The organism is Streptomyces sp. NPDC005202, from assembly GCF_040608235.1.
In the GTDB taxonomy this organism is placed as follows: Bacteria; Actinomycetota; Actinomycetes; order Streptomycetales; family Streptomycetaceae; genus Streptomyces.
This window is the reverse complement of the sequence record NZ_JBEXHW010000004.1, coordinates 412,039-438,847: the sequence shown is the minus strand read 5'-3', so window position 1 is coordinate 438,847 and position 26,809 is coordinate 412,039. Positions and strand designations below refer to the sequence as shown.

Below are 26,809 nucleotides of genomic sequence, written 5' to 3'. Positions count from 1 at the left end.
GAGGACGCCGAAGCCAAGGGCGCCAGCGACGCGAAAACCGCTGGTGCCGGCGACGCCGAAGCCGGTGACCCCGAGGACGCCGAAGCCAAGGGCGCCAGCGACGCGAAAACCGCTGGTGCCGGCGACGCCGAAGCCGGTGACCCCGAGGACGCCGAAGCCAAGGGCGCGGGGGGCACGAAAACCGTTGGTGCCGGGGACGCCGCAGCCAGAGGTGCCGGCGGCCCCGAAGCCCAAGGTGCCGGGGACACGAAAGCCGGAACCGCCAGGGCCGCCGAAGCCCAAGGTGCCGAGGCAGCGGAAGCCAGTGGTGCCGGGACCGCCGAAGCCCAAGGTGCCGGCGACGCGAAAGCGGGAGCCGCCCGTCCCGGGGCGGGCGGCTCCCGGGTTCGGGCGGGCTGGAGCCCCCGTGTCCGTGGGCGTCACCGTCGGCCCCGGCCCCGCAAGGTGCTGCTCGCCGCCGGAGGCCTCGCGCTGGCCGCCGGTGTGCTGAGCCTCGTAAGGCTGGCGCCGGAGTCCGGGGTCGGCGGCCTGGGCACCGCGGAGGCCGAGCCCCACCCGGACGCGACGGACCGGTCGACCAACACGGCCACCACGGTCGGGGCCGGCCCGACGGCCCCGCCCTCGGCGACCACTCCCATGGGCGGGGTGAGCGCCCTGCCGGCCTCGGGCACGAGCCCCGCGCCGACGGCGTCGTCGTCCGCGCCCGCCGCGGCGCCTCCCTCCGCCCTGCCCGACACCACGACCATCCCCACGACCATCCCCACGACCATCCCGGAAGGCACGAATCCGCCGCCCCACCCGGCGCCCACCAGCACACCCCGGTCGCCCGGCACCACGAATCCCGACCCGCGGCCGACGCCGGCACCGAGCCGGAGCACGCACACCCCGGCCCCGCAGCCGAGCCGGCCGGGGCTGTGCGTCCCGATCATCGGGCTGTGCGTGAACGCGCAGGGCGGGGCAGCGGCCCGCTGAGCGGCGGCGGCCGCCCCGGCCGCCACGACGCGGACGGCTACGACGACGTCCCCTCGTCCCGCCGTGTGAGCAGCCAGGGCTCGACCACGCCGAGTCCGCGGACTGGGCGCTGCCACATCGGCTGGAGGGCGAAGCGGTACGTCGGGGGTTCCTCGCCCTCCTTCTCCGCGGCGGCCGCGGCTTCGGCCGCCTCCGCCTCAGAGGCCGGGGCGTCACCGGTGCGGATCAGCTCCTCGGCGAAGGCGCTGTCGACGAGGACGGCGTCACGCGGGGCGATCGAGGTGAGGCGGGAGGCGAGGTTCACGGTCGTACCGAAGACATCGCCCATGCGGGTGGTCACCGTGCCGAACGCCATGCCGACGCGCAGTTCCGGCATCGTTTCGTCGTTCGCCATGGTCTCTATCAGGCGCAGGGCGATCTCGGCGGCCGTGCCCGCGTCGTCGGCGGCGTACAGGACCTCGTCGCCGAGGGTCTTGATGAGCCGTCCGCCGCGCGCGGCCACCAGGTCGGCGGCGGTCGTCTCGAAGGCCTCGACGAGTTCGCCGAGCTCCTCTTCCTCCATACGGCGGGTCAGCCGCGTGAACCCGACGAGGTCCGCGAAACCGACAGCCAGGCGCCGGTCGACCATCTCCTCGTCGTCTGCGGCCTGCACGACCCGGCCGGCCGAGGCAGCGAGCTGGCGGCGCCAGACGTAGACGAGGAACTCCTCCAGCTCGGGCAGCAGCAGCTCGACGATGGGATACGTCACCTCGGTGCGGGTCATCCCCGGCTCGGGCGGCTCGGTCAGGCCCTCCAGGAAGGAATCGATCTGCCATTCGGCCAGTCGGGCGGTGGTCTGCCCCGTGGACCGGGCCACCTGCACGGCCATGGCCTCGCTGAGCAGCCCCGCCTCGACGAGACCGGCGAGGCGGCGCAGGGCCAGGACGTCGGCCTCCGTCAGCGCCTTGGCCTGGCCGATGTCGGCGAAGCCCATGGCCCGCCAGAAGCGGGAGGCCAGTTCCATGGAGACGCCCGCGCTGCGGGCAGCCTGGAAGGGTGTGTAGCGCCGCTCCGCGCCCAGGATGAGCTGTTCGAGACGCAGAGCGAGCGGGTCCTCGCCGGAGTCGGCGGCCTGCGGGTCCACCCGGCCGTCCGCGTCCTCGCCGGAGCCCGTGTCGTCGACGGTCACGCCTGCTGCCCTTCCGATCTGCCACGGTCAGGTATCGACCGGCCTCAACTCTACGGCAGGTGTGCGCCAGCTCACTCCGTCAGGCGGAGCCGACGGTGCGTTGACGTGCGTCGGCACGGCACCCGGCGTCGGTGCGGGCCTCGCCGGGGGCTGCCGCCCGGACCGCCGCATCGGCCTGAAGGCCTCGTCCGCGAACTCCCCCAAGCTCTTCAAGCCCCCCGAGCTCTTCGAGCAGGGGGACCCCCGGACGGGCTGATCGACGTCGACCGGCGCTGCCCTGTTCACCGGCGTAGCTGCCCGCGCCCACGCCACGGCTCACGCAGACCTCAGGTGCACGATGTCACCCGCCCCCACCGGCTCCTGCACCCCCTTCTCCGTCGCCAGGACCAGCCGCCCGTCCGCGTCCACCGCGACCGCTTCCCCGACGACCGACCGACCCCCCGGCAGCTCGGCCCGCACCACGCGCCCCAGTGTCGCGCACCCCGCCGCATACGTCTCCTGCAGCCCGCTGGCGACCGGATCACCCTCGGCCGCCCGCCACCGCCCGTACCAGTCCTCCAGCGACCGCAGCACCGCTCGCAGCAGCGGATCCCGGTCCATGCTCACGGCCCCGGCCAGCGCCAGCGATCCGGCCTGCGGGACCGGCAGCTCGTCCTGCCGCAGCGTGACGTTGATGCCGACCCCGACGACCACGGCGTCGTCCCCGGCCCGCTCCACCAGGATCCCCCCGGCCTTGCGCTCCTCGCCCGCGACGGTCACCAGCAGGTCGTTCGGCCACTTCAGCGCCGTGTCGACCCCGGCCGCACGCGCCAGCCCCGTCGCCACCGCGACCCCGGTGAGCAGGGGCAGCCAGCCCCAGCGGGCCACCGGTACCTCGCTGGGCCGCAGCAGCACGGAGAAGAACAGGCCGGAGCGGGGCGGCGCGGTCCACCGGCGATCCAGGCGGCCCCGTCCGGCGGTCTGCTCCTCGGCGACCAGGACGGCCCCCTCGGCCGCCTTGCCCGCGCCGGCCCGGGCGACCAGGTCGGAGTTGGTGGACCCGGTGCGCTGCACCACGTCCACCTCGGACCACAGCCCGCCCTCCCGCACCAGCCCGCGTCGCAGCGCCGCGGCGTTGAGGGGCGGGCGGTCCAGGTTTGACCAGCGGCTCCCGCTGGGCTTGTCGTTCTTGTCGGAGGGCTCCCCCGAGTGCTCCCCCGAAGGGTTCTCGTCTGCTGCATCTCGCGGCGTCATGCAAGCCACCCTAGGTGTGGTAAACGCCGCACTGCCGAACGGTAGGCACCCCACTACGCTGCGGATGAGTAACCGTCCCCCCTTTTGAGCAGGCAGGGAGCCGCGATCCCGATGTCCGAGCCGGAAGAGATCGATATTCACACGACCGCGGGGAAACTCGCGGATCTTCAGCGCCGTATCCAGGAAGCGACGCACGCCGGCTCGGAACGCGCCGTCGAAAAGCAGCATGCCAAGGGCAAGTTGACGGCCCGTGAGCGGATCGAGCTCCTGCTCGACGAGGGGTCCTTCGTCGAACTGGACGAGCTCGCCCGCCACCGGTCCACCAACTTCGGGCTGGAGAAGAACCGCCCGTACGGCGACGGCGTCGTGACCGGGTACGGGACCGTCGACGGCCGCCCGGTCGCCGTGTTCTCGCAGGACTTCACCGTCTTCGGCGGGGCCCTCGGCGAGGTCTACGGGCAGAAGATCGTCAAGGTGATGGACTTCGCCCTGAAGACCGGCTGTCCGGTCATCGGCATCAACGACTCCGGTGGTGCCCGCATCCAGGAGGGCGTGGCCTCCCTCGGCGCGTACGGGGAGATCTTCCGGCGCAACACCCACGCCTCCGGCGTCATCCCGCAGATCTCGCTGGTCGTCGGGCCCTGCGCGGGCGGTGCGGTCTACTCCCCGGCCATCACCGACTTCACGGTCATGGTCGACCAGACCTCGCACATGTTCATCACCGGCCCGGACGTCATCAAGACCGTCACCGGCGAGGACGTCGGCTTCGAGGAGCTGGGCGGCGCCCGCACCCACAACTCGACGTCGGGCGTGGCTCACCACATGGCGGGCGACGAGAAGGACGCCATCGAGTACGTCAAGTTGCTGCTGTCGTACCTGCCGTCCAACAACCTCAGCGAGCCCCCGGTCTTCCCGGAGGAGGCGGACCTTACCGTCACCGACGAGGACCTGGAGCTGGACACGGTCGTCCCGGACAGCGCGAACCAGCCGTACGACATGCACACGGTGATCGAACACGTCCTGGACGACGCCGAGTTCTTCGAGACGCAGTCGCTGTTCGCGCCGAACATCCTCACCGGCTTCGGCCGGGTGGAGGGCCACCCCGTCGGCATCGTCGCCAACCAGCCGATGCAGTTCGCCGGCTGCCTCGACATCGACGCCAGCGAGAAGGCCGCGCGGTTCGTGCGCACCTGCGACGCCTTCAACATCCCGGTGCTCACCTTCGTCGACGTGCCGGGCTTCCTCCCGGGCGTCGACCAGGAGCACACCGGCATCATCCGCCGCGGCGCCAAGCTGATCTACGCCTACGCCGAGGCGACCGTCCCGCTCATCACGGTGATCACCCGCAAGGCCTTCGGCGGGGCCTACGACGTCATGGGCTCCAAGCACCTGGGCGCCGACCTCAACCTGGCCTGGCCGACCGCCCAGATTGCGGTCATGGGCGCGCAGGGCGCGGTCAACATCCTGCACCGCCGGACGATCGCCGAGGCGGAGGACGTCGAGGCCACCCGGGCGCGGCTGATCCAGGAGTACGAGGACGCTCTCCTCAACCCCTACATCGCGGCCGAGCGCGGCTACATCGACGCGGTGATCAAGCCGTCCGACACCCGCGCCCACATCGTGCGCGGCCTGCGTCAGCTGCGCACCAAGCGGGAATCCCTGCCTCCGAAGAAGCACGGCAACATCCCCCTCTAGGCCCGCTGGGAGCGGACATGACGATCAAGGTCGTACGAGGCAATCCGACCCCGGAGGAGCTCGCCGCCGCCCTGGCGGTGGTCCGGGCCCGCGCCGCGGCGGCGGCCGCCACGCCGTCCGGCGCACCCGGTCCGCGCGACTCCTGGGCCGACCCGGCCCGCATCGCCGCCCATCGTGTGCCCCGGCCGGGCCCGTCGGCCTGGCGCCGCACCTACTGGCCCAGCTGACAGAGCACCGCCGCCACGGCTTCGGCCATCACCTCGTAGCCCGCGTCGTTCGGGTGCGGGTGATCGCCGAAGTCGTGCGCCGGGTGCAGCCGGTCCGGGTCCGCCGGATCGGCCATCACGCGGTGCAGGTCGACGACCGCGTCGCACTCCCCCGAGCGCCGGACGACCCTCGATCAGTTCCGCGGCCTCCACCACCGGGGCCAGCTTGTACGTCGGCTGCTCGTCCGTCTCGCTGAAGCCGATGTCGTCGAGGCCGAGCAGACGACGAGCGTGTCCATGCCGGCGAAGTTGAGTACGCGTACTCAGGCGCCGGGGCCGGTCGCCGCCGGACGATCGAAGGCATGCTGTGGTCCGACCCCGAGAACGATGAGCCGCCGAAGGAACTGCGCGAGATGCAGGTCATGTTGCGGCGGCTGGGCGTTCTCATGGCGCTGGCCATGGTGCTCGCGATGTTCGTGATCGGACTGAGGTGAGGCCGAAGACCGGCTCACTGTGAGGCCGAAGACCGGCTCACTGTGAGGCCGCCCGGCCACGCCGATACGCTGGCCGCATGACAGATCAGCCGCGCCGCCGACTCGTGCTCGCCTCCCAGTCCCCCGCCCGGCTCGGACTGCTCCGGCAGGCCGGGCTCGACCCCGAGGTGATCGTGAGCGGCATCGACGAGGACGCAGTCACGGCGCCCACCCCCGCCGAGCTGGCGCTCGCGCTTGCCGAGGCGAAGGCCTCCGTGGTGGCGGCGAAGCCGGAGGTGCGGGGCGCGCTGGTGATCGGCTGCGACTCGGTGCTCGACCTCGACGGCCAGGCGCTCGGCAAGCCCGCCGATGCCGAGGAGGCCACCGCCCGCTGGAAGGCGATGCGCGGCCGGGCCGGGACCCTCCAGACCGGGCACTGCGTCTGGGACACGGCGAGCGGACGGTACGCCTCGGCGACCGCCTCCACCGTCGTGCGATTCGGCGACCCGACGGACGAGGAGATCGCCGCGTACGTCGCCTCCGGTGAGCCCCTCTACGTGGCCGGCGCCTTCACCCTCGACGGCCGCTCGGCCCCGTTCATCGACGGCATTGACGGCGACCACGGCAACGTGATCGGCATCAGCCTGCCCCTGGTCCGGCGTCTGCTGGCCGAACTGGGCGTCGCCATCACCGAGTTGTGGGCGCCCGTCGAGAAGTGATCAGCGGGTGCCGGGCTCTGCCGCAGACGTGACCGTGGCGGCGCTGTCGCCTGCGGGGCCGCTCTCACCCTCATGGCTGTCGTCGGCGGGCCCGCCCGCGCCCTGGGGGCTGCCGCCCGCGGAGTTGCCCTTGCCCTCGGGGCCGCCGCCGGCGGGATCGCCCGCACCGTGGGGGCCGCCGTCGGGCACCGCGCCCACGGGCCCCTCCTCCGCGGGGTCGTACGTCATCAGCAGCAGCACGATGAGCCCCAGCACCACCACCATGAACAGGAACGCCGGCCAGCCGACCAGCCCCCACACGAACGCGCCCAGCAGCCCGTGCACCACTGCCGCGCTGATCAGCAGGATGCGGCCGAAGCCGGCCGGCGGGCGGTCCCGCAGGGCGACGAGGAGGGCGACCAGCCCGCACAGGGCGAAGTAGAGGCCGAAGAGCACCCCGCCGACCTTCGACGACGTCGACATCATGTTCGGGTCGAGACCGGCAAGGGACATCTTCTGCCGGTGGACGACCACCCCGAGGAACCAGTTCAGCGCCGCGATGCCGAACGCCTCGCCGAAGAGCACGACCGCCACAACCCATGCCACCGGTCTGCGCACCACCGGCTCCACCCACTTTCGACCGCGACTCGACAGAGTCCGCTGTTACCCCAAGTACGTTCGAGACATCGCGCACGCTACTAACGGGTAAAGCCCGGGACAAGGGTCCTGCGAACGGCAAAGAATCATTGGGCCATTCGTAGGGACTCCACAAAGAAACGAAGTGGGCCGCAGCACGCTCTCACAGAGACCTTGACCACACCGGGGGGCTAGGGTTTCCGGGAAGGAGTCCTGCGTACCGCGGTGCGACATGGGATTTCGCGGGTCGAGCGCGCCTCGCATCACGCTCCGTGTGGGCAAGCTCACCATTGGGGACGGGTCGAAGTGCCGTGTCGGCAGTCCCTAAACTCGGCTTGTTTCAAGGAGGGAGCCTCAATCGTGCGCAAGGTGCTCATCGCCAACCGTGGCGAAATCGCTGTCCGCGTGGCCCGGGCCTGCCGGGACGCCGGGATCGCGAGCGTGGCCGTCTACGCCGACCCGGACCGGGACGCTCTGCATGTCCGCGCCGCGGATGAGGCGTTCGCCCTGGGCGGTGACACCCCGGCCACCAGCTACCTGGACATCGACAAGGTGCTGAAGGCAGCGCGCGAGTCGGGCGCGGACGCGATCCACCCCGGCTACGGCTTCCTCTCGGAGAACGCCGACTTTGCCCAGGCGGTGCTGGACGCGGGCCTGATCTGGATCGGCCCGCCCCCGCAGGCCATCCGCGACCTGGGTGACAAGGTCGCCGCCCGGCACATCGCCCAGCGCGCCGGCGCGCCGCTGGTGGCCGGCACGCCCGACCCGGTGAGCGGCGCCGACGAGGTGGTCGCCTTCGCCGAGGAGCACGGCCTGCCGATCGCCATCAAGGCCGCCTTCGGCGGCGGCGGTCGCGGCCTGAAGGTCGCCCGCACCCTCGAAGAGGTCCCCGAGCTGTACGACTCCGCCGTCCGTGAGGCGGTGGCCGCCTTCGGGCGCGGCGAGTGCTTCGTCGAGCGCTACCTGGACAAGCCGCGCCACGTGGAGACCCAGTGCCTGGCCGACAGCCACGGCAACGTCGTTGTGGTCTCCACGCGTGACTGCTCCCTCCAGCGCCGCCACCAGAAGCTCGTCGAGGAGGCCCCGGCCCCGTTCCTGTCCGAGGAACAGGTCGCCGAGCTCTACCGCGCCTCCAAGGCCATCCTCAAGGAGGCCGGCTACGTCGGTGCGGGCACCGTGGAGTTCCTGGTCGGCAACGACGGCACGATCTCCTTCCTCGAGGTCAACACCCGCCTCCAGGTCGAGCACCCGGTCACCGAGGAGGTCGCCGGCATCGACCTCGTCCGCGAGATGTTCCGCATCGCCGACGGCGAGGAGCTCGGCTACGACGACCCGCCGCTGCGCGGCCACTCCTTCGAGTTCCGCATCAACGGCGAGGACCCGGGCCGCAACTTCCTCCCCGCCCCCGGCACGGTCACCACGTTCAACCCGCCGTCCGGCCCCGGCGTCCGCCTGGACGCGGGCGTGGAGTCCGGCTCGGTCATCGGCCCGGCGTGGGACTCCCTGCTGGCCAAGCTGATCGTCACCGGCCGCACCCGCAAGGAGGCATTGGAGCGCGCCGCCCGCGCCCTGGACGAGTTCCAGGTCGAGGGCATGGCCACCGCCATCCCCTTCCACCGCAAGGTGGTCAGGGACCCGGCGTTCGCTCCCGAACTGACCGGCTCCGACGAGCCGTTCACGGTCCACACCCGCTGGATCGAGACCGAGTTCGTCAACGACATCAAGCCCTTCGCCTCCCCGGCCGAGGCCGAGGCGGAGGAGGAGCCGGGCCGCGAGACGGTCGTCGTCGAGGTCGGCGGCAAGCGCCTGGAGGTCTCCCTCCCGGTCTCGCTGGGCATGTCGCTGGCCCGCACCGGCCTCGCGGCGGGCGCCAAGCCCAAGCGCCGCGCGGCCCGCAAGTCCGGCCCCGTGGCCTCCGGCGACACCCTCGCCTCGCCGATGCAGGGCACCATCGTCAAGGTCGCCGTCGAGGAGGGCCAGGAGGTCAAGGAGGGCGACCTGGTCGTCGTCCTGGAGGCCATGAAGATGGAGCAGCCGCTCAACGCCCACAAGTCCGGCACCATCAAGGGCCTGAACGCCGAGGTCGGCGCCTCGATCACGTCCGGCGCCGCGATCTGCGAGATCAAGGACTGACACCGGAACACGCACGGATGCCGAGGCGCCCGGCGGACTGTCTGCACCAGTCCGCCGGGCGCCTCGTTTTCCCCGTTCCCGGTGGCGGCGGCCCAGGCCCCGCCCTCACATTCCCGTACACCACCATGGCCATCGGCGGTGTCGCGGTGATCGCGACAGCCCCCGCATCCCGAGCCCCGAGCCCCGTCACCGCCTCCGGAGATCCGCCACCCGTGCCCGCTCCGTTCCCGCGGGCTGGTCGCCCAGGGTCGTGGCCGAGCGGAGGCCGGGGCCGGGAACCTGGCTGCGGCGGGGGCTGGGGAGGGGGGGTACGTCCCGGCGGCGGTCGCGCCCCGGGGGCTGCTCACCCCCCGGGTTTCCCGACGCGCCGGCCACGGCGATCTGCACCCCCTGATCGGCGAGGGCCTGCAGCTCGGTGGCCGCGCGGTCGTCGTGGGCCTGGGGCTCGTCCGTCACCAGACGGGTGATCAGGTCCGTGGGCACCGTCTGGAACATCGTGTCCGTACCGAGCTTGGTGTGGTCGGCGAGGACCACCACCTCCGCGGCGGCCTGGACGAGGGCCCGGTCGACGGACGCCGACAGCATGTTGGACGTGGACAGGCCGCGTTCGGCGGTCAGGCCGCTTCCGGAGAGGAAGGCCTTGGAGACTCTGAGCCCGTGGAGCGACTGCTCGGCACCGGAGCCGACGAGGGCGTAGTTGGAGCCGCGGAGCGTGCCGCCGGTCATCACGACCTCCACGCGGTTGGCGTGGGCCAACGCCTGGGCGACCAGGAGGGAGTTGGTGACGACCGTCAGACCGGGAACCCGGGCGAGCCGGCGCGCCAGCTCCTGCGTGGTCGTACCGGCCCCGACGACGATCGCCTCGCCCTCTTCGACGAGGCCCGCGGCGAGGTCGGCGATGGCCGTCTTCTCCGCGGTCGCGAGATGCGACTTCTGCGGAAAGCCGGATTCCCGCGTGAACCCGCCCGGCAGTACCGCACCGCCGTGGCGGCGGTCGAGGAGTCCTTCTGCCTCCAGTGCCCGCACGTCCCGCCGTACGGTCACTTCGGAGGTCTGGACGACGCGGGCGAGCTCACGGAGCGACACGGCACCGTTCGCTCGCACCATTTCGAGGATCAATTGGCGACGTTCAGCAGCGAACACGAAACTGACAGTAACCCCAGCGACCGTCTGCTTTCAGCAGTTTGCGCCGAATAACAGAAGTTGTTCGCACGGCAGGGTGGGAGGTGGTATAGGGGCCTAGTCTCGCCGCCTATGCCGTACGCATGGTCGACAACTCCCCGTGACCAGCGGGGAGTCGGATCCGGACGTCAGGCCTCAGCGGCCGTCTTGCGGGTGTGGAGCTGCCGAGCCACCTCGGCGATCGACCCCGAAAGGGACGGGTACACGGTGAAGGCGTTCGCGATCTGTTCGACCGTCAGATTGTTGTCGACGGCGATCGAGATGGGGTGGATGAGTTCCGAGGCGCGCGGCGCCACGACCACACCGCCGACCACGATCCCCGTGCCCGGACGGCAGAAGATCTTGACGAAGCCGTCCCGGATGCCCTGCATCTTGGCGCGCGGGTTGCGCAGCAGGGGGAGCTTGACGCAGCGGGCGTCGATCTTGCCGGCGTCGACGTCGGCCTGGGTGTAGCCGACGGTGGCGATCTCGGGGTCGGTGAAGACGTTCGAGGAGACCGTCTTCAGGTTCAGCGGGGCCACCGCGTCGCCGAGGAAGTGGTACATGGCGATACGTCCCTGCATGGCGGCCACGGACGCGAGAGCGAAGACACCGGTCACGTCACCGGCGGCGTACACGCCCGGAGCGGTCGTGCGGGAGACCTTGTCGGTCCAGATGTGGCCCGACTCGCGCAGCTTGACGCCGGCCTCCTCCAGGCCGAGCCCCGCGCTGTTGGGGATGGCACCGACGGCCATCAGGCAGTGGGAGCCGGTGATGACCCGGCCGTCGGCGAGGGTGACCTCGACCCGGTCGCCGACGCGCTTGGCGGAGGCGGCGCGGGAGCGGGCCATGACGTTCATGCCGCGGCGGCGGAAGACGTCCTCGAGGACGGCGGCGGCGTCCGGGTCCTCACCCGGCAGCACGCGGTCCCGTGACGACACGAGGGTCACCTTCGACCCGAGCGCCTGGTAGGCACCGGCGAACTCGGCACCGGTGACACCCGATCCGACCACGATGAGCTCCTCGGGAAGCTCGGTGAGGTCGTAGACCTGGGTCCAGTTCAGGATGCGCTCGCCGTCCGGCTTGGCGTCGGGCAGCTCGCGGGGGTGACCGCCGGTCGCGATGAGGACGGCGTCGGCGGTGAGCGTCTCCTCGCTGCCGTCGGCGGCGGTGACGACGACCTTGCGGGAGCCGTCGAGGGCCTGCATGCCCTCCAGCCGCCCGCGCCCGCGCATGACCCGCGCACCGGCCCGCGTCACGGACGCGGTGATGTCGTGCGACTGCGCGAGCGCCAGCCGCTTGACCCGTCGGTTGACCTTGCCGAGGTCCACCCCCACGACCCGGGCGGCCTGCTCCTGCGGCGGGGTGTCGTCCGCGACGATGATGCCCAGTTCCTCGTATGACGAGTCGAAGGTGGTCATCACCTCGGCCGTCGCGATGAGCGTCTTGGACGGCACGCAGTCGGTCAGCACCGACGCCCCGCCCAGACCGTCGCAGTCGACGACGGTCACCTCCGCGCCGAGCTGCGCGGCCACCAGCGCCGCTTCGTATCCGCCGGGTCCACCACCGATGATCACGATCCGAGTCACGTACCCCATTGTCCCGCACTCTTCAAGGTGGTCCTGCCCGGGGGCCATGGCGGGCCCATTCCGTTACCTCTGGGACTCTCTGACACCTCTGGGACCGAAGAGTCGCGGGAGCCGCTGCCGTACGCTCGACCCATGTCGCTCTACGCCGCATACGCCGGCACTCTCGACGCGCGGCTGATGTCCCGCCGCGCCCCGCACTCGCCGCTGCGCGCCACGGGCTGGCTGAACGGCTGGCGCCTGACCTTCGGCGGCGAGCACATGGGCTGGGAGGGCGCCCTCGCGACGATCGTCGAGGACCCGATCTCGCAGGTCTTCGTCGCGCTGTACGACATCGCCCCCATGGATGAGGAGTTTCTGGACCGCTGGGAGGGCGTCGGCCTCGACGTCTACCGGCGGATGCGGGTGCGGGCGCACACGCTGGACGGCGAGGAGCCGGCGTGGGTGTACGTGCTCAACGGTTACGAGGGCGGGCTGCCGTCAGCCCGCTACCTGGGGGAGATCGCCGACGCCGCCGAGTCGGCCGGGGCGCCACACGATTACGTGATGGAGCTGCGCAAGAGGCCTTGCTGAGGCGGTCCGTCCCCTAAATTGGGCTGATCGACGCACGAACGGGAGAGCGCCATGGCCCCCATCGTCACGTACGACGTCTACTACACCGAGCAGGCCGCCGCAGCCCGTGACCGACTCGACGACCAGCAGCGCACCTCGTTCGACAAGGGCATCTCTCTCCTGGCCCGGGACCCCTTCCTTTCGGTTTCCCGCCCCATAAGCTCCACCGGGGACGACCGCACGATCCGGCTCACGCAGAACATCCTGGTGGAGTACACGGTCAGCCGGGGCCGACTGCTGATCTTCATCGTCGAGGTCTTCAACGACAAGGACGTCCTCATCCCGGACGAGGGCTGATCCGAATCCCGGACGAGGGCTGATCCGACTCGGCCCCGGGGCACCGGCTTTCGTCGGAAACGACAAGACAACGATCGCAAACCCGTGACCTCCATCATCTACGCGCGTAGGCCAGAACCGGCTACCCTCATCCGCGTGAACGCATCTCTTCTTCCGGACGACCGCCAGGGCGACCCCCACGCCGCCGCCGACGCCGCCGCCGCGCGCCTGCGCGAACTCACGGGCACCGAGACCCACGACGTCGCCCTCGTGATGGGCTCCGGCTGGGCACCGGCCGTGGACGCCCTCGGCGAGCCCGAGGCGGAGCTCCTGGTCACCGAGCTGCCCGGGTTCCCGCCGCCGGCGGTCGAGGGCCACGGCGGCAAGATCCGCTCGTACGCCATCGGGAACAAGCGCGCGCTGGTCTTCCTGGGCCGCACCCACTACTACGAGGGCCGCGGGGTGGCCGCCGTCGCGCACGGCGTCCGTACGGCCGTCGCCGCCGGCTGCAAGACCGTCGTCCTGACCAACGGCTGCGGTGGCCTGCGCGAGGGCATGCGTCCCGGCCAGCCGGTCCTGATCAGCGACCACATCAACCTCACGGCGACCTCGCCCATCGTCGGCGCCAACTTCGTCGACCTCACCGACCTCTACTCCCCCCGCCTGCGCGCCCTGTGCAAGGAGATCGACCCCACGTTGGAGGAGGGCGTCTACGCCCAGTTCCCCGGCCCGCACTACGAGACGCCGGCCGAGATCCGCATGGCCCGCGTCATCGGGGCGGACCTGGTGGGCATGTCGACGGTCCTGGAAGCGATCGCCGCGCGCGAGGCGGGCGCCGAGGTGCTGGGCATCTCCCTGGTGACCAACCTCGCCGCCGGCATGACCGGGGAGCCGCTGAACCACGAGGAGGTTCTGCAGGCGGGCCGTGACTCGGCGACCCGGATGGGCTCGCTGCTGGCTCAGGTGCTCGGCCGCCTGTAAGGCACCGTGAACTGGGGCCGACTGAGCAGCTGTCAGGCACGTGCGCTGCGGCTGAGGGCCGGGCCCGCGCAACCCGGCGCCACGGGGTGCCTCCCCCGGGGCTCTTCGAGCAGGGGGGTACCGCCGCCCCCATCCGCTGCCCGCGGCTTGACGAGCACGACGGCCATCCGCGGCTGGGCGCGGTGACGGCCGTCGGCGGCTGGGCGGGGTGACGGCCCGGGGCTGCGCAGGCCACGACCGGCCGCGGCTGAACACGCTGCGTCGGGTACTCCGGTGCCACGATGGTGGGAATGCCGCCCGACCACGGGAGCGGGCCGTGGGGGTGCGTCGCAGCCCGCCGTGTACTTCGTCTCTGCCAGGCCCGGCGGCCATGGCAGCGGGCAGCAGTACGCCCGTCCGGCGGCGGGCTCGGCGCACCCCCACGGCCCCTACCCACCCACCGCCCCTGGTCGCAACACACCCCGACCCGCCCGCACCACCGGCACCACAGCACCACCACCGGCACCACCCACCCGCACCACCGGCACCACCGACACCACCCGCACCTAACAACACACCGCACCCCCAACACCACACGGGAGGCTGACCGAACGTGCACGACGATCTCATCGCACGGGCCAAGGCGTGGCTGGCCGAGGACCCCGACGCGGAGACCCGTGAGGAACTCGCCCAGCTCATCGACGCCGGGGACGTCAAGGAGCTCGCCGCGCGCTTCAGCGGCACCCTCCAGTTCGGCACCGCGGGCCTGCGAGGCGAACTCGGCGCCGGCCCCATGCGCATGAACCGTGCCGTCGTCATCCGTGCCGCCGCCGGCCTCGCCGCGTACCTGAAGAAGAAGGGCCGGACCGGCGGAGTCGTCGTCATCGGCTACGACGCCCGCCACAAGTCCACCGACTTCGCCCGCGACACCGCCGCCGTCATGACCGGCGCCGGCCTGCGCGCCGCCGTCCTCCCCCGCCCGCTCCCCACCCCCGTCCTCGCCTTCGCCATCAGGCACCTCGGCGCGGTCGCCGGCGTGGAGGTCACCGCCAGCCACAACCCGCCCCGCGACAACGGCTACAAGGTCTACCTCGGCGACGGATCCCAGATCGTCCCGCCCGCCGACGCGGAGATCGCCGCCGAGATCGACGCGATCAGCAGCCTCACCACCGTTCCCCGCCCGGACGCCGGCTGGGACACCCTCGACGACAGCGTCCTCGACGCCTACCTCGCCCGCACGGACGCCGTCCTCGCCCCTGACTCCCCGCGCACCGCCCGCCCCGTCTACACGGCGATGCACGGCGTCGGCAAGGACGTCCTCCTCGCCGCCTTCGCCCGCGCCGGCTTCCCGGAGCCGACCCTCGTCGCCGAGCAGGCCGACCCCGACCCGGACTTCCCGACCGTCGCCTTCCCCAACCCGGAAGAGCCAGGCGCGATGGACCTGGCCTTCGCCAAGGCCCGCGAGACCGACCCGGACCTGGTCATCGCCAACGACCCGGACGCCGACCGCTGCGCCGTGGCCGTGAAGGACGGCGGCGAGTGGCGCATGCTGCGCGGTGACGAGGTCGGCGCCCTGCTCGCCGCCCACCTGGTCCAGCGCGGAGCGACCGGCACCTTCGCCGAGTCGATCGTCTCCTCCTCGCTCCTCGGCCGCATCGCCGAGAAGGCGGGCCTGCCGTACGAGGAGACCCTCACCGGCTTCAAGTGGATCGCCCGCGTCAAGGGCCTGCGCTACGGCTACGAGGAGGCCCTCGGCTACTGCGTCGACCCCGACGGCGTACGCGACAAGGACGGCATCACCGCGGCCCTCCTGGTCACCGAGCTCGCCTCGCAGCTCAAGTCGGAGGGCCGCACCCTCCTCGACCTCCTCGACGACCTGGCCGTCGAGCACGGCCTGCACGCCACCGACCAGCTCTCGGTCCGCGTCCAGGACCTCTCCCTCATCGCCGACGCGATGCGCCGTCTGCGGGAGCAGCCGCCGACCGAGCTCGCGGGCCTGCCCATCACCCGGTCCGAGGACCTCACGCAGGGCACGGAGAAGCTGCCGCCCACGGACGGCCTGCGCTACACCCTCGACGGCGCGCGCGTCATCGTCCGCCCCAGCGGCACGGAGCCCAAACTGAAGTGCTACCTGGAAGTGGTGGTCCCGGTCGCAACGCACGCCGACCTCCCGGCGGCCCGCGCCAAGGCCACCGACCTGCTGGCGTCGCTCAAGCGGGACCTGTCGGCGGCGGCCGGCATCTGAGCCGTACGGATCGGGATCGGGTGCCCCCCGGCTCAGGGGCCCCATCGGGCGCCCGTCGGGCACCCATCGGCCGTACGCTCCAGCAGCCGCGGGAGGCCGTCCACCATGGGCCTGCTCGGGCCGGTCAGCCCAGGGCACGCGACCGGCGCGTCACGCCACCGCCAGCAGGATCGCCAGCACCACCGCCCCGGCGAGCGCCGGTCCCACGATCTCGTAGGCCCAGCGGACCGTCACCTCGCCCTGGGCCGTCTCGGCGTTCTCCCGGGTTTCCTGGAGCTCGCGCAGATCGTCCATGATCCGGTCGGTCTCGGCGCGGGCGGGCCCGCTCTGCGTGGCGGCGCCACCGCGCAGGCCGCGCCCCGGACCACCGAGGCCGAAGGCACCGGTCCGCGCACCGGCCCTGTCCGCCCCGCGTTCCCCCGCGGCGGCCCGCGCCTCCTGCCGTGCCGCCCTCTTCCGGGCCCGCATCGACACGGGCACCGCCCACAGCTGGTACTTGGTCCCGGACTTGGCGACGACCTCGTTCGAGTAGCCGGACCGCAGCGCGGCGACCTGCCCCCAGGGCAGCACGATCACGCGGAAGGGGTTGCGGATGCGCAGCCGCTCGTCGTTGGCGTACACGGCCGGGCGCAGGGTGAAGGCGACCACGAGCGGCACGACGAGGATCATTGCGGCGAGCGCCAGCCACGGGGTGCGGCCGTGGCCGGTGAACAGGGCGTCGAAGCCCAGCCACGCGACGATGGCGAGCAGCAGGACACCGCCCGCGATGCCTCCGGAGGACCGGTAGATCCGTTCCCTGACCTCGGGGGTCGGCGGCTGCGGCGCTGGTGACTCGTGCTCGGGGGTCGTCATGGTCCCGATTCTGCCCGACGCCTCCGGCGCGCTCAGCCGCCGTGCCCGTGGATGGGATGAGCTCCGGGGGTGTACAGCCGCTACGCGCGTAGATATGCTCGGGTGGTGACCATGCCCACCTCCTCTTCTGCACCCTCGCCCACAGCTGAACGTGTGGGAGGTACCCCCATCGCTCTCAGTGACGTCACCGCGTCCGACAGCACGCTGCGCCGCTTCCTCCACGGGCTGCCCGGCGTCGACGCGGTCGGCCTGGAGGCGCGGGCCGCCTCCCTCGGCACCCGTTCCATCAAGACGACCGCGAAGGCGTACGCCATCGACCTCGCCATCTCGATGGTCGACCTGACGACGCTGGAAGGCGCGGACACCCCGGGCAAGGTCCGGGCGCTCGGCGCCAAGGCGGTCCACCCCGACCCGACGGACCGGACGACCCCCGCCACGGCCGCGGTCTGCGTCTACCCCGACATGGTGGCCGTCGCCAAGGAGGCCGTCGCCGGCTCGGGCGTGAAGGTCGCCTCGGTCGCCACCGCCTTCCCGGCGGGCCGCGCCCCGATCGCCGTCAAGCTGGCCGACGTCCGTGAGGCCGTCGCCGCCGGCGCCGACGAGATCGACATGGTCATCGACCGCGGGGCGTTCCTCGCAGGCAAGTACCTGCAGGTGTACGACGAGATCGTCGCCGTGAAGGAGGCCTGCGGGACGTCCGCCCGCCTGAAGGTCATCTTCGAGACCGGCGAGCTGTCGACGTACGACAACATCCGCCGCGCGAGCTGGCTCGGCATGCTGGCGGGCGCCGACTTCATCAAGACGTCGACCGGCAAGGTCGCGGTGAACGCCACGCCCGCGAACACCCTCCTCATGCTGGAGGCCGTCCGCGACTTCCGGGCGCAGACCGGCGTCCAGGTCGGCGTGAAGCCGGCCGGCGGCATCCGCACCAGCAAGGACGCGATCAAGTTCCTCGTCCTCGTCAACGAGACCGTCGGCGAGGACTGGCTGGACAACCACTGGTTCCGCTTCGGCGCCTCCTCGCTCCTGAACGACCTGCTGATGCAGCGTCAGAAGCTGGCCACCGGCCGCTACTCCGGCCCCGACTACGTGACGGTGGACTGAGACCCCATGACCATGGAAAACCTGGCATCCGCATTCGAGTACGCACCGGCGCCCGAGTCACGCTCGGTCGTCGACATCGCCCCGTCCTACGGCCTGTTCATCGACGGCGAGTTCACCGAGGCGGCCGACGGCAAGGTCTTCAAGACGATCAGCCCGTCCACCGAGGAGGTCCTCTCCGAGGTCGCGCAGGCCGGTGAGCCGGACGTGGACCGCGCGGTGAAGGCCGCCCGCAAGGCCTTCGAGAAGTGGTCCGCGCTGCCCGGCACCGAGCGCGCCAAGTACCTGTTCCGCATCGCCCGCATCATCCAGGAGCGCAGCCGCGAGCTCGCGGTCCTGGAGACGCTGGACAACGGCAAGCCCATCAAGGAGGCCCGCGACACCGACCTCCCCCTGGTCGCCGCGCACTTCTTCTACTACGCGGGCTGGGCCGACAAGCTCGATCACGCGGGCTTCGGGCCGAACCCGAAGCCGCTGGGCGTGGCCGGCCAGGTCATCCCCTGGAACTTCCCCCTGCTGATGCTGGCGTGGAAGATCGCCCCGGCGCTGGCGACCGGCAACACGGTCGTCCTCAAGCCCGCCGAGACGACCCCCCTGTCGGCGCTGTTCTTCGCGGACATCTGCCGCCAGGCGGGCCTGCCCAGGGGCGTCGTCAACATCCTTCCGGGATACGGCGACACGGGCGCCGCCCTCGTCGCGCACCCGGACGTGAACAAGGTCGCGTTCACGGGATCGACGGCCGTGGGCAAGGAGATCGCGCGGACCGTCGCGGGCACGCGCAAGAAGCTCACCCTGGAGCTGGGCGGCAAGGGCGCCAACATCGTCTTCGACGACGCCCCGATCGACCAGGCCGTCGAGGGCATCGTGAACGGCATCTTCTTCAACCAGGGCCAGGTCTGCTGCGCGGGCTCCCGGCTGCTGGTCCAGGAGTCGATCCACGACGAGCTGCTCGACTCCCTCAAGCGCCGCCTGTCGACCCTCCGCCTGGGCGACCCCCTCGACAAGAACACCGACATCGGCGCGATCAACTCCGCCGAGCAGCTGGCCCGGATCACCGCGCTCGCCGAGCAGGGCGAGGCGGAGGGCGCCGAGCGCTGGTCGCCGGCCTGCGAACTGCCCGAGAGCGGCTACTGGTTCGCCCCGACGCTGTTCACGAACGTCACCCAGGCCCACACCATCGCCCGTGACGAGATCTTCGGCCCGGTGCTGTCGGTCCTCACCTTCCGCACGCCCGAAGAGGCCGTCGCCAAGGCCAACAACACCCCGTACGGCCTGTCCGCCGGCATTTGGACCGAGAAGGGCTCGCGGATCCTGGCCGTCGCGAACAAGCTGCGCGCCGGTGTCGTCTGGTCCAACACGTTCAACAAGTTCGACCCGACCTCGCCGTTCGGCGGCTACAAGGAGTCGGGCTTCGGCCGCGAGGGCGGCCGCCACGGCCTGGAGGCGTACCTCGATGTCTGAGAAGTCCGAGAAGGTCGAGAAGACCGCGGAGCGGCTTTCCGTCTTCAAGACCTACAAGCTGTACGTGGGCGGGAAGTTCCCGCGTTCCGAGAGCGGCCGGGTGTACGAGGTGACGGACTTTAAGGGCAAGTGGCTGGCCAACGCGCCGCAGGCCTCCCGCAAGGACGCCCGGGACGCCGTGGTCGCCGCGCGCAAGGCGTTCGGCGCCTGGTCGGGCACGACGGCGTACAACCGCGGGCAGATCCTCTACCGCATCGCCGAGATGCTGGAGGGCCGCCGCGACCAGTTCGTCCGTGAGGTGGCCGACGCGGAGGGCCTGTCGAAGGCGAAGGCGGCGGCCGTGGTCGACGCGGCGATCGACCGCTGGGTCTGGTACGCGGGCTGGACCGACAAGATCGCCCAGGTGGTCGGCGGCGGCAACCCCGTCGCGGGCCCGTACTTCAACCTCTCCACCCCGGAGCCGACCGGCGTCGTAGCCGTCCTGGCCCCGCAGGAGTCGTCCTTCCTGGGCCTGGTCTCGGTGATCGCCCCGGTGATCGCCACCGGCAACACGGCGGTCGTCGTGGCGTCCGAGAAGGCCCCGCTCCCCGCCCTGTCCCTGGGCGAGGTGCTGGCCACCTCCGACCTGCCCGGCGGTGTCGTCAACGTCCTCTCCGGCCGTACGGCGGAGATCGCGGCGCCGCTCGCCGCGCACCAGGACGTCAACGCCATCGACCTCGCGGGTGCCGACGACGTCCTGGCGAAGGAGCTGGAGATCGCGGCGGCGGACAACCTTAAGCGCGTTCTTCGTCCACAGCCTGTGGATTACTTCGCGACTCCCGGCATCGAGCGCCTGACGGTTTTCCTGGAGACGAAGACGGTCTGGCACCCCACGGGGTCGCTGGGCGCGTCCGGTTCGTCGTACTGACGGCCGGGCCACGAACGGAGAGCCGCGCCTCCCCTCCGTCCGGGAGAGGCGCGCGCCTTCTGATGCGCCGAGTAACGACAAGGGCACACAGGGTAGTTGAGAGGCGACGCACGCTTCAAAGCCGACCCGGGGGGTCGGCAGGCGGTCCACCATGCGTCAAACTGGTGTTCCGTGAGCCTTCATCCCCCGCCACCCGCCCGCGTCGTGCTGCTCTGCGGCCCCTCGGGCTCGGGCAAGTCCCTCGTCGCCGCCCGCTCCGGGCTGCCCGTGCTGCGCCTCGACGACTTCTACAAGGAGGGCGACGACCCGACGCTGCCGCTGGTCGCGGGGACTTCGGACATCGACTGGGACCACCCGCAGTCCTGGGACGCGGACGTCGCGGTCGAGGCGATAGCCCGGCTGTGCGCCACGGGCAGCGCGACCGTGCCGGTGTACGACATCGCGCTGAGCGCCCGTAGCGGCGAGAAGACGCTGCACATCGGCCGGTCGCCGCTGTTCATCGCGGAGGGCGTGTTCGCCGCCGAGATCGTGGAACGCTGCCGGGAGCTGGGCGTCCTGGCCGACGCGCTGTGCCTGACGCGCGGGGCGGTCACCACGTTCCGCCGGCGCTTCCTGCGGGACCTGAAGGAGGGCCGCAAGTCGGTACCGTTCCTGCTGCGCCGCGGCTGGCGCCTGATGCGCGCGGAACGCTCCATCGTGGCCCGGCAGACGGCGCTGGGCGCGTACCCCTGCGACCGTGACGAGGCGATGGACCGCCTGGCGGCCGCGGCGGCGGGCCGCCGTGTGACGGCACGGACGACGGCGGCGTAGCCGTCCCGGCCGGCCCACGCGGTGTCGAGCGGGCGCAGGCGGTCCTTGCGCGCCGGGAGGCGGACAAGCGGGCCGGGAGGCGGAGGAAGTAGGCGCACGCGGACACTGGCCCCGCGGGCGCACCGAGGAGATCGCGAAACGAAAAGGAGGCCCGAGGCGAACCCCCCGTCCGCCCGGACCTCCTCTTCTTCCTCCCCCGTGGTCCCCCGTTTTCTTCCCCCGTTGTCCCCCGTGGACCCCCCTGTACTGCTCCCCCGTACCTCCCCCGTTCCCCCCGGACCTTCAGGCGACGAGCTCGCCGAAGGACTCCTCCTCGTCACGGCCGAAGCTGAGGACCTCGTCCTCGCGCAGCCGGCGCAGCGAGCGCCAGATGCTGGACTTGACCGTGCCGACGCTGATGCCGAGGATCTTCGCGATCTCCGGGTCCGTGCGGCCCTCGTAGTAGCGCAGGACCAGCATGGTGCGCTGGAGTTCGGGCAGCCGGGCGAGCGCCTGCCACAGGACCGCGCGCAGCTCGGTGCCGCGCATCGCGTCCGTGTCGCCGGGCGTCTCCGGCAGTTCCTCGGTCGGGTACTCGTTGAGCTTGCGGCGCCGCCAGGCGCTGATGTGCAGGTTCGTCATGGTGCGGCGGAGGTATCCGCCGACGGCCGCCTTGTCGCTGATCCGGTCCCACGCCTTGTACGTCGAGAGCAGCGCGCTCTGCAGCAGGTCCTCGGCCTCGAAGCGGTCGCCGGTGAGGTGGTAGGCGGTTGCGTACAGGGAGGCGCGGCGCTCCTGGACGTAGGCGGTGAACTCCGCTTCCGACAGGGTGCGACGCTCCCCCAAGCCCTCCCCGTGCGCGGCTCCCCCGTGAGCTTCCCCCGTGTGTGCGTCAACCACCGTCATGTACGCGGTGTGCTGACGCCCGGTGCCGCGAGCGCACCCCCGCCCGCTCACGGCACCGGACTGCTCGGAACCCCGGGTCACGTCGTGCAGACGTGTGACGACTGCGCTGGTGCTGGTGCTGTGCGAAGTGCTCATCTCCCGCGCCCCCGTCGTGGACTTCCGGTGTTCGGACCTGCTTCCTTGCCTGTGCCCAAAAGCTTGCAGGGGGGACTTCATGGCCGTGTCCGCCGACTGTCACAGGCGTGTCACAGGGGTCGTTCGCAGCCGCGGCACAGTTCAGTCACCGACAGGAGCGGTACGGCTACGCAGACGTATGTCCGTCGTTGATCATTTGCGGGAGATGTGTGGGAGCGCTCCAAGTGTCGAAACCCCGCCCCGGCATGGGTCAGAATGACCCCCGTGCCTTCCCTGTTGCTGATCGAGGACGACGACGCCATCCGGACGGCCCTGGAGCTCTCACTGACGCGCCAGGGACACCGGGTGGCCACCGCTGCCAGCGGTGAGGACGGTCTGAAGCTGTTGCGCGAGCAGCGGCCGGACCTGATCGTGCTGGACGTGATGCTGCCCGGCATCGACGGGTTCGAGGTGTGCCGGCGCATCCGGCGCACCGACCAGCTGCCGATCATTCTGCTGACCGCGCGCAGCGATGACATCGATGTGGTGGTGGGCCTCGAGTCCGGCGCCGACGACTACGTCGTCAAGCCGGTCCAGGGCCGGGTGCTCGACGCCCGGATCCGGGCCGTGCTGCGGCGCGGGGAACGGGAGGCGAACGACGCGGCGACCTTCGGCAACGTCGTCATCGACCGTGCGGCGATGACGGTGACGAAGAACGGCCAGGACCTCCAGCTGACCCCCACCGAACTGCGGCTGCTGCTCGAACTGAGCCGGCGGCCGGGCCAGGCGCTGTCCCGGCAGCAGCTGCTGCGGCTGGTGTGGGAGCACGACTACCTGGGTGACTCGCGGCTGGTGGACGCCTGTGTGCAGCGGCTGCGCGCCAAGGTCGAGGACGTACCGTCGTCCCCGACGCTGATCCGTACGGTGCGTGGCGTTGGTTACCGCCTGGATGCGCCTCAGTGACCGACGTGCAAGGGGGGGTCCGCGGCTGGGCCGCGGGCCGTAAGGGAGCTTTGTCCCGGCTGCGGTTCACCAGTCTGCGGCTCAGGCTGGTCGTCGTCTTCGGGCTGGTGGCCCTGACCGCTGCCGTGTCCGCGTCCGGGATCGCGTACTGGCTCAACCGCGAGGCGGTGCTCACCCGCACCCAGGACGCGGTGCTGCGCGACTTCCAGCAGGAGATGCAGAACCGCGCGAGCGCCCTGCCGGTGCACCCCACGCAGGACGAGCTGCAGCACACGGCCGGTCAGATGGCGAGCAGCAGCCAGCGCTTCAGCGTGCTGCTGGTCGCCCAGGACGCCGACGGCAAGACGGTGTACGGCAACTCCGGCGCCCTGAACGGCTTCTCACTGGAAAAGGTGCCCAAGTCGCTGCGTGCCGCGGTGAACAACAAGCAGGACGTCTCCGCCGGCAACAAGTCGCCGTACCACCTGTACTGGCAGCGGATCGTCGAGCACGGCACCCCGTATCTCGTGGCCGGCACGCAGGTGATCGGGGGCGGACCGACCGGCTACATGCTCAAGTCGCTCGAGCCGGAGGCCAAGGACCTCAACTCGCTGGCCTGGTCGCTCGGCATCGCCACCGGGCTCGCGCTGATCGGCGCCGCGCTGCTGGCGCAGGCCGCCGCCACGACCGTACTGAAGCCGGTGCACCGGCTGGGTGTCGCCGCGCGCCGGCTCGGCGAGGGCAAGCTAGACACCCGGCTCAGGGTGTCCGGGACCGACGAACTCGCCGACCTCTCCCGGACGTTCAACAACGCGGCCGAGGCGCTGGAGAAGCGGGTCGCCGACATGGCCGCGCGCGACGACGCCTCCCGCCGCTTCGTGGCCGACATGTCCCACGAGCTGCGCACGCCCCTGACCGCCATCACCGCCGTCACGGAGGTGCTGGAGGAGGAGCTGGAGTCCGAGAGCGGCGGCATCGACCCGATGATCGAGCCCGCGGTACGGCTCGTCGTCAGCGAGACCCGGCGGCTGAACGACCTGGTCGAGAACCTGATGGAGGTCACCCGCTTCGACGCGGGCACCGCCCGGCTGGTCCTGGACGACGTCGACATCGCCGACCAGATCACCGCCTGCATCGACGCCCGCGCCTGGCTGGACGCGGTGGACCTGGACGCCGAACGCGGCATCCACGCCCGCCTCGATCCGCGCCGTCTGGACGTCATCCTGGCGAACCTCATCGGCAACGCGCTCAAGCACGGCGGCTCACCGGTGCGGGTCTCCGTGCGGGAGGCGGACGACGAGATCGTCATCGAGGTGCGGGACCACGGGCCCGGCATCCCGGAGGACGTCCTGCCGCACGTCTTCGACCGGTTCTACAAGGCGAGCGCCTCCCGGCCGCGCTCCGAGGGCAGCGGCCTCGGCCTGTCCATCGCGCTGGAGAACGCCCACATCCACGGCGGCGGCATCACCGCCGCCAACTCGCCCGAGGGCGGCGCGGTGTTCACCCTGCGGCTGCCGCGGGACGCCTCCGAGCTCGCCCGGGAGACCGAGGAGAAGGAGAAGGGCGACGGCAAGGGCAACGGCTCGAAGGGGGACGCCCGATGAACGTACGCCGCCTGCTGGCGCTCCCCGTGCTGGCCGCGCTGCTCACCGGCTGCGGGATCCGGGCGACCGAGGTGCCGACGGACTTCGGTGCCGCACCCTCCCGTGTGCCGTGCTCCCTGACCGAGCCGGACATCTCCACGCAGTCCTCGCGCGGAGTCCCGGTCCAGGTCTTCCTGCTGTGCGGCTCGTCGCTGGTGACCGTCGACCGGACCGTGCGCGTGCCGGACGGTACTGCGGACGCGAAGCGGCGCGTGATCGTGGCGCAGGGGCTGCTCGACCAGCTCGCCGAGACGCCGTCGGTCAGCGAGAAGGAGGCCGGGTACACCACGGATGTGCGCGGCGGCATGACGGTGAGCGGCCCGGCCCCCGGGGACCCGGAGGACGCGCTGCGGCTGAGCACCACGCCGAGCGACCTGACGTCGTACGCGCTCGCCCAGATCGTATGCACGTTCTCCGACTCGGCGGCCGCCGAGGGCGACGGCTCGGTGATCCTGGGCGGACCGGCCGGCAAGCCGCTGCGACGGTACGAGTGCACGAGCGAGGTCCGCTCCCGGCCGGGCAGCGCCAAACCGCCGTCGACCGAGGTGTCCGGCAGCTGACCCAGGGCAACCTACGGCGAGTGAGCCGAAGGAGTGCGCCGGTGTCGAGAGGGCAATGGGGGTCCACTTCTCGCGCGAAGCCGAGGGCTTGAGGGAGCGCGGAGGCCCGAGGAGCTGAGCACGGTCGCCCTCTCGACACTGCTTCGGCGCCCCGGAAGCGAATCGAGCCACGAAAAAAATCGAGCCACGAAAAAAGGGGAACCGATCCTGCCGGGGGGCGCGTCTTGGGGGGCGTGCAGCGTCAAGGCTCCATCGGCGGCAGCGCCGCGATCCACGTCCGTGTGACAGGGGGTGTCCTCCTCGTCGCCCACCTCGCGCTCGTCGCCTGGTTCACGCTGCGTCCGCTGGATGTCCCCTGGGTGATGCCGGCCAACCTACGTCCGTTCGCCACCATCCGGGCCGATCTTGCGCTGGGCCTGCCCGAGGCGGCCCGGCGCATCGGGGAGGGGCTCGGGCTGCTCGCGCCGCTGGGCGTGCTGCTGCCGATGGCGCACGGCAGACTCTGCGCCTCACCGATCGTGTCCCTGGTCCGTACGGTCGCGGCGGGCGCCCTGATCTCGCTGGGCATCGCCCTGCTGCAGACCGGAGTGCCCGGCCGGGTCGTGGACGTCGACTCGCCGCTGCTGAACACCGTGGGCGTGGCCCTCGCGCACGTCGCGGTCGTCCCCGCGGGCCGCTCCAGGCTCCGCCGCAGGGCCGAGCGCCGGCACCGGACGGCCGTACGGAAGGAGGAGCCGGCTCAGGGTCGGACCCCGACGATTGCAAGGGTCGGGATCGCCCCGTGGAGCGACGCCTTTCCCCCTTCGTCTCCGTAGCGTGGAGGTCAGACGAGGCAGCCAACCGGGATGCCTCGGACAGACGCTCACGAAGGAGCCCCGATGACCGCCCTTGCCCGCCCGACCCACGGCCGCATGATCGGCGGAGTGTGCGCAGCGCTGGCTCGGCGCTTCGGCACCTCCGCGATGACGATGCGCGTGATCTTCCTGCTCTCCTGCCTGCTGCCGGGCCCGCAGTTCCTGGTCTACATCGCGCTGTGGATCCTGCTGCCCTCGGAGGACAAGGCGCGGACGGCCTGGTAAGCGCCGCGCATACGAACACCGCCGGGGCGCACCCCGGAAGACGGGGTGCGCCCCGGCGGCGCGTTGGCGGCGGTGCGGCTCAGCCCAGCGGGAGCCCGTTCGCGGGCAGGGCCTGCACCGGCAGTCCGCCGAGCAGGCCGGCGCCCGACTTGGCCGCGTCCCCGGCGAGGACCTTCTCGGCGACCGGCTGCGCGGCCGCCAGCCCCGTCTTGGACGGGAGCGACTTGGTGACGGTGCCCAGCGCCTGGGAGGCGTCGGGTACGGCCGGGGCCGCGTTCGCGGCGCCCGCACCGGCAGCGGCGAAGGCGGCACCGAGGGCGGCGACACCGAGGGTCTTGGCGGCAGACTGCTTCATGAAAACGCGTCCTTGAATGGATGGGAACCGAGCGGTCCACGACCGT

General features: G+C 71.7%; 28 protein-coding genes and 2 pseudogenes. 20 read left to right on the top strand and 10 right to left on the bottom strand.

What is annotated here, in order from left to right; translation table 11 throughout:
* A pseudogene (locus tag ABZV31_RS11165) lies at positions 1–330 on the bottom strand (hypothetical protein); the annotation flags it as partial.
* Between the two features lie 114 nt (positions 331–444).
* On the opposite strand from ABZV31_RS11165, the gene ABZV31_RS11160 reads away from it, so the two are divergent.
* Positions 445–972, top strand: a complete 528-nt coding sequence (locus tag ABZV31_RS11160) for a hypothetical protein (RefSeq protein WP_355891152.1) — start codon at positions 445–447, stop codon at positions 970–972.
* Between the two features lie 37 nt (positions 973–1,009).
* Here ABZV31_RS11160 and ABZV31_RS11155 read toward each other — a convergent pair whose 3' ends face one another.
* Positions 1,010–2,140 (bottom strand): adenylate/guanylate cyclase domain-containing protein, encoded by a 1,131-nt coding sequence (locus ABZV31_RS11155; RefSeq protein ID WP_355891149.1) that lies wholly within the window; start codon positions 2,138–2,140, stop codon positions 1,010–1,012.
* A 100-nt stretch (positions 2,141–2,240) separates the two neighbouring features.
* Between ABZV31_RS11155 and ABZV31_RS11150 the strand changes: the two genes are divergently transcribed.
* On the top strand, positions 2,241–2,396 hold the full coding sequence (locus ABZV31_RS11150) for a hypothetical protein (RefSeq protein WP_355891147.1): 156 nt from the start codon (positions 2,241–2,243) through the stop codon (positions 2,394–2,396).
* A 59-nt stretch (positions 2,397–2,455) separates the two neighbouring features.
* Here ABZV31_RS11150 and ABZV31_RS11145 read toward each other — a convergent pair whose 3' ends face one another.
* Complete coding sequence (locus tag ABZV31_RS11145) at positions 2,456–3,373, bottom strand: biotin--[acetyl-CoA-carboxylase] ligase (RefSeq protein WP_355891145.1); 918 nt, start codon at positions 3,371–3,373, stop codon at positions 2,456–2,458.
* A 111-nt stretch (positions 3,374–3,484) separates the two neighbouring features.
* Between ABZV31_RS11145 and ABZV31_RS11140 the strand changes: the two genes are divergently transcribed.
* Positions 3,485–5,068 carry an acyl-CoA carboxylase subunit beta gene (locus ABZV31_RS11140; protein ID WP_355891142.1) on the top strand — a complete coding sequence of 528 codons (1,584 nt, stop codon included), beginning with the start codon at positions 3,485–3,487 and terminating at the stop codon, positions 5,066–5,068.
* A 17-nt stretch (positions 5,069–5,085) separates the two neighbouring features.
* The gene (locus ABZV31_RS11135; protein ID WP_355891139.1) at positions 5,086–5,295 is read left to right on the top strand and encodes an acyl-CoA carboxylase epsilon subunit; all 210 of its coding nucleotides are present in this window, start codon (positions 5,086–5,088) and stop codon (positions 5,293–5,295) included.
* Here ABZV31_RS11135 and ABZV31_RS11130 read toward each other — a convergent pair.
* A pseudogene (locus ABZV31_RS11130) lies at positions 5,280–5,591 on the bottom strand (SGNH/GDSL hydrolase family protein); the annotation flags it as partial. The gene ABZV31_RS11135 and the pseudogene ABZV31_RS11130 overlap by 16 nt on opposite strands.
* Positions 5,592–5,636: 45 nt before the next feature.
* On the opposite strand from ABZV31_RS11130, the gene ABZV31_RS11125 reads away from it, so the two are divergent.
* Complete coding sequence (locus ABZV31_RS11125) at positions 5,637–5,768, top strand: hypothetical protein (RefSeq protein WP_355891136.1); 132 nt, start codon at positions 5,637–5,639, stop codon at positions 5,766–5,768.
* Between the two features lie 77 nt (positions 5,769–5,845).
* A complete protein-coding gene (locus tag ABZV31_RS11120) occupies positions 5,846–6,466 on the top strand; it encodes a nucleoside triphosphate pyrophosphatase (protein ID WP_355891133.1) in 621 nt (206 codons plus the stop codon).
* Here the strand turns inward: ABZV31_RS11120 and ABZV31_RS11115 are convergent, their stop codons facing one another.
* Positions 6,467–7,066: a hypothetical protein gene (locus ABZV31_RS11115; RefSeq protein WP_355891130.1), complete on the bottom strand. Its 600-nt coding sequence runs from the start codon at positions 7,064–7,066 to the stop codon at positions 6,467–6,469.
* Between the two features lie 375 nt (positions 7,067–7,441).
* On the opposite strand from ABZV31_RS11115, the gene ABZV31_RS11110 reads away from it, so the two are divergent.
* Positions 7,442–9,214: an acetyl/propionyl/methylcrotonyl-CoA carboxylase subunit alpha gene (locus ABZV31_RS11110; protein ID WP_355891127.1), complete on the top strand. Its 1,773-nt coding sequence runs from the start codon at positions 7,442–7,444 to the stop codon at positions 9,212–9,214.
* A gap of 186 nt (positions 9,215–9,400) precedes the next feature.
* Here ABZV31_RS11110 and ABZV31_RS11105 read toward each other — a convergent pair whose 3' ends face one another.
* On the bottom strand, positions 9,401–10,357 hold the full coding sequence (locus tag ABZV31_RS11105; RefSeq protein WP_355891124.1) for a DeoR/GlpR family DNA-binding transcription regulator: 957 nt from the start codon (positions 10,355–10,357) through the stop codon (positions 9,401–9,403).
* 167 nt (positions 10,358–10,524) lie between these two features.
* A complete protein-coding gene (locus tag ABZV31_RS11100; protein WP_355891121.1) occupies positions 10,525–11,973 on the bottom strand; it encodes an NAD(P)H-quinone dehydrogenase in 1,449 nt (482 codons plus the stop codon).
* Positions 11,974–12,096: 123 nt separating this feature from the next.
* On the opposite strand from ABZV31_RS11100, the gene ABZV31_RS11095 reads away from it, so the two are divergent.
* From ABZV31_RS11095 to ABZV31_RS11080, 4 genes are all read left to right on the top strand, one after another.
* Complete coding sequence (locus tag ABZV31_RS11095; RefSeq protein WP_355891118.1) at positions 12,097–12,534, top strand: gamma-glutamylcyclotransferase; 438 nt, start codon at positions 12,097–12,099, stop codon at positions 12,532–12,534.
* A 51-nt stretch (positions 12,535–12,585) separates the two neighbouring features.
* The gene (locus ABZV31_RS11090; protein WP_355891115.1) at positions 12,586–12,870 is read left to right on the top strand and encodes a hypothetical protein; all 285 of its coding nucleotides are present in this window, start codon (positions 12,586–12,588) and stop codon (positions 12,868–12,870) included.
* 135 nt (positions 12,871–13,005) lie between these two features.
* On the top strand, positions 13,006–13,830 hold the full coding sequence (locus ABZV31_RS11085) for a purine-nucleoside phosphorylase (RefSeq protein ID WP_355891113.1): 825 nt from the start codon (positions 13,006–13,008) through the stop codon (positions 13,828–13,830).
* 592 nt (positions 13,831–14,422) lie between these two features.
* Complete coding sequence (locus ABZV31_RS11080) at positions 14,423–16,054, top strand: phospho-sugar mutase (protein ID WP_355891110.1); 1,632 nt, start codon at positions 14,423–14,425, stop codon at positions 16,052–16,054.
* Between the two features lie 150 nt (positions 16,055–16,204).
* Here ABZV31_RS11080 and ABZV31_RS11075 read toward each other — a convergent pair whose 3' ends face one another.
* Entirely contained in the window at positions 16,205–16,906 is a 702-nt protein-coding gene (locus tag ABZV31_RS11075) for a PH domain-containing protein (protein WP_355891108.1), read from the bottom strand.
* A gap of 111 nt (positions 16,907–17,017) precedes the next feature.
* Here ABZV31_RS11075 and deoC point away from each other — a divergent pair, with 111 nt between their 5' ends.
* The 4 genes from deoC (at position 17,018) to ABZV31_RS11055 (ending at position 21,185) form a co-directional block, all read left to right on the top strand.
* Positions 17,018–18,010 (top strand): deoxyribose-phosphate aldolase, encoded by a 993-nt coding sequence (gene deoC, locus ABZV31_RS11070; protein WP_355891241.1) that lies wholly within the window; start codon positions 17,018–17,020, stop codon positions 18,008–18,010.
* A 21-nt stretch (positions 18,011–18,031) separates the two neighbouring features.
* Positions 18,032–19,468, top strand: a complete 1,437-nt coding sequence (locus ABZV31_RS11065) for an aldehyde dehydrogenase family protein (RefSeq protein WP_355891238.1) — start codon at positions 18,032–18,034, stop codon at positions 19,466–19,468.
* Complete coding sequence (locus ABZV31_RS11060) at positions 19,461–20,375, top strand: aldehyde dehydrogenase family protein (RefSeq protein ID WP_355891105.1); 915 nt, start codon at positions 19,461–19,463, stop codon at positions 20,373–20,375. Before ABZV31_RS11065 ends, ABZV31_RS11060 begins: the two co-directional genes overlap by 8 nt.
* Positions 20,376–20,579: 204 nt before the next feature.
* On the top strand, positions 20,580–21,185 hold the full coding sequence (locus ABZV31_RS11055) for a uridine kinase (protein ID WP_355891235.1): 606 nt from the start codon (positions 20,580–20,582) through the stop codon (positions 21,183–21,185).
* 282 nt (positions 21,186–21,467) lie between these two features.
* Here the strand turns inward: ABZV31_RS11055 and ABZV31_RS11050 are convergent, their stop codons facing one another.
* A complete protein-coding gene (locus ABZV31_RS11050) occupies positions 21,468–22,205 on the bottom strand; it encodes a SigE family RNA polymerase sigma factor (protein WP_355891102.1) in 738 nt (245 codons plus the stop codon).
* Positions 22,206–22,469: 264 nt separating this feature from the next.
* On the opposite strand from ABZV31_RS11050, the gene afsQ1 reads away from it, so the two are divergent.
* The 5 genes from afsQ1 to ABZV31_RS11025 all read left to right on the top strand — a co-directional run bounded on the left by afsQ1 (position 22,470) and on the right by ABZV31_RS11025 (position 26,408).
* Positions 22,470–23,147, top strand: a complete 678-nt coding sequence (gene afsQ1, locus ABZV31_RS11045) for a two-component system response regulator AfsQ1 (RefSeq protein WP_355891099.1) — start codon at positions 22,470–22,472, stop codon at positions 23,145–23,147.
* Entirely contained in the window at positions 23,144–24,730 is a 1,587-nt protein-coding gene (locus ABZV31_RS11040; RefSeq protein WP_355891096.1) for a HAMP domain-containing sensor histidine kinase, read from the top strand. The genes afsQ1 and ABZV31_RS11040 overlap by 4 nt, the downstream gene beginning before the upstream one ends.
* Positions 24,727–25,329 carry a hypothetical protein gene (locus ABZV31_RS11035; protein ID WP_355891093.1) on the top strand — a complete coding sequence of 201 codons (603 nt, stop codon included), beginning with the start codon at positions 24,727–24,729 and terminating at the stop codon, positions 25,327–25,329. Before ABZV31_RS11040 ends, ABZV31_RS11035 begins: the two co-directional genes overlap by 4 nt.
* 233 nt (positions 25,330–25,562) lie before the next feature.
* Complete coding sequence (locus tag ABZV31_RS11030) at positions 25,563–26,144, top strand: VanZ family protein (RefSeq protein WP_355891091.1); 582 nt, start codon at positions 25,563–25,565, stop codon at positions 26,142–26,144.
* Between the two features lie 63 nt (positions 26,145–26,207).
* Positions 26,208–26,408, top strand: a complete 201-nt coding sequence (locus ABZV31_RS11025) for a PspC domain-containing protein (protein ID WP_355891088.1) — start codon at positions 26,208–26,210, stop codon at positions 26,406–26,408.
* A gap of 79 nt (positions 26,409–26,487) precedes the next feature.
* On the opposite strand, the gene ABZV31_RS11020 is transcribed toward ABZV31_RS11025, so the two are convergent.
* On the bottom strand, positions 26,488–26,763 hold the full coding sequence (locus ABZV31_RS11020) for an ATP-binding protein (RefSeq protein ID WP_355891085.1): 276 nt from the start codon (positions 26,761–26,763) through the stop codon (positions 26,488–26,490).
* Positions 26,764–26,809: the final 46 nt, after the last annotated feature.

Coding starts and splice junctions, on each gene's coding strand:
- ABZV31_RS11145 (WP_355891145.1), bottom strand. CDS start 3,373: ATGACGCCGCGAGATGCAGCAGACGAGAACCCTTCGGGGGAGCACTCG.
- ABZV31_RS11140 (WP_355891142.1), top strand. CDS start 3,485: ATGTCCGAGCCGGAAGAGATCGATATTCACACGACCGCGGGGAAACTC.
- ABZV31_RS11135 (WP_355891139.1), top strand. CDS start 5,086: ATGACGATCAAGGTCGTACGAGGCAATCCGACCCCGGAGGAGCTCGCC.
- ABZV31_RS11125 (WP_355891136.1), top strand. CDS start 5,637: ATGCTGTGGTCCGACCCCGAGAACGATGAGCCGCCGAAGGAACTGCGC.
- ABZV31_RS11120 (WP_355891133.1), top strand. CDS start 5,846: ATGACAGATCAGCCGCGCCGCCGACTCGTGCTCGCCTCCCAGTCCCCC.
- ABZV31_RS11100 (WP_355891121.1), bottom strand. CDS start 11,973: ATGGGGTACGTGACTCGGATCGTGATCATCGGTGGTGGACCCGGCGGA.
- ABZV31_RS11095 (WP_355891118.1), top strand. CDS start 12,097: ATGTCGCTCTACGCCGCATACGCCGGCACTCTCGACGCGCGGCTGATG.
- ABZV31_RS11090 (WP_355891115.1), top strand. CDS start 12,586: ATGGCCCCCATCGTCACGTACGACGTCTACTACACCGAGCAGGCCGCC.
- ABZV31_RS11075 (WP_355891108.1), bottom strand. CDS start 16,906: ATGACGACCCCCGAGCACGAGTCACCAGCGCCGCAGCCGCCGACCCCC.
- deoC (WP_355891241.1), top strand. CDS start 17,018: ATGCCCACCTCCTCTTCTGCACCCTCGCCCACAGCTGAACGTGTGGGA.
- ABZV31_RS11060 (WP_355891105.1), top strand. CDS start 19,461: ATGTCTGAGAAGTCCGAGAAGGTCGAGAAGACCGCGGAGCGGCTTTCC.
- ABZV31_RS11050 (WP_355891102.1), bottom strand. CDS start 22,205: ATGAGCACTTCGCACAGCACCAGCACCAGCGCAGTCGTCACACGTCTG.
- ABZV31_RS11035 (WP_355891093.1), top strand. CDS start 24,727: ATGAACGTACGCCGCCTGCTGGCGCTCCCCGTGCTGGCCGCGCTGCTC.
- ABZV31_RS11025 (WP_355891088.1), top strand. CDS start 26,208: ATGACCGCCCTTGCCCGCCCGACCCACGGCCGCATGATCGGCGGAGTG.
- ABZV31_RS11020 (WP_355891085.1), bottom strand. CDS start 26,763: ATGAAGCAGTCTGCCGCCAAGACCCTCGGTGTCGCCGCCCTCGGTGCC.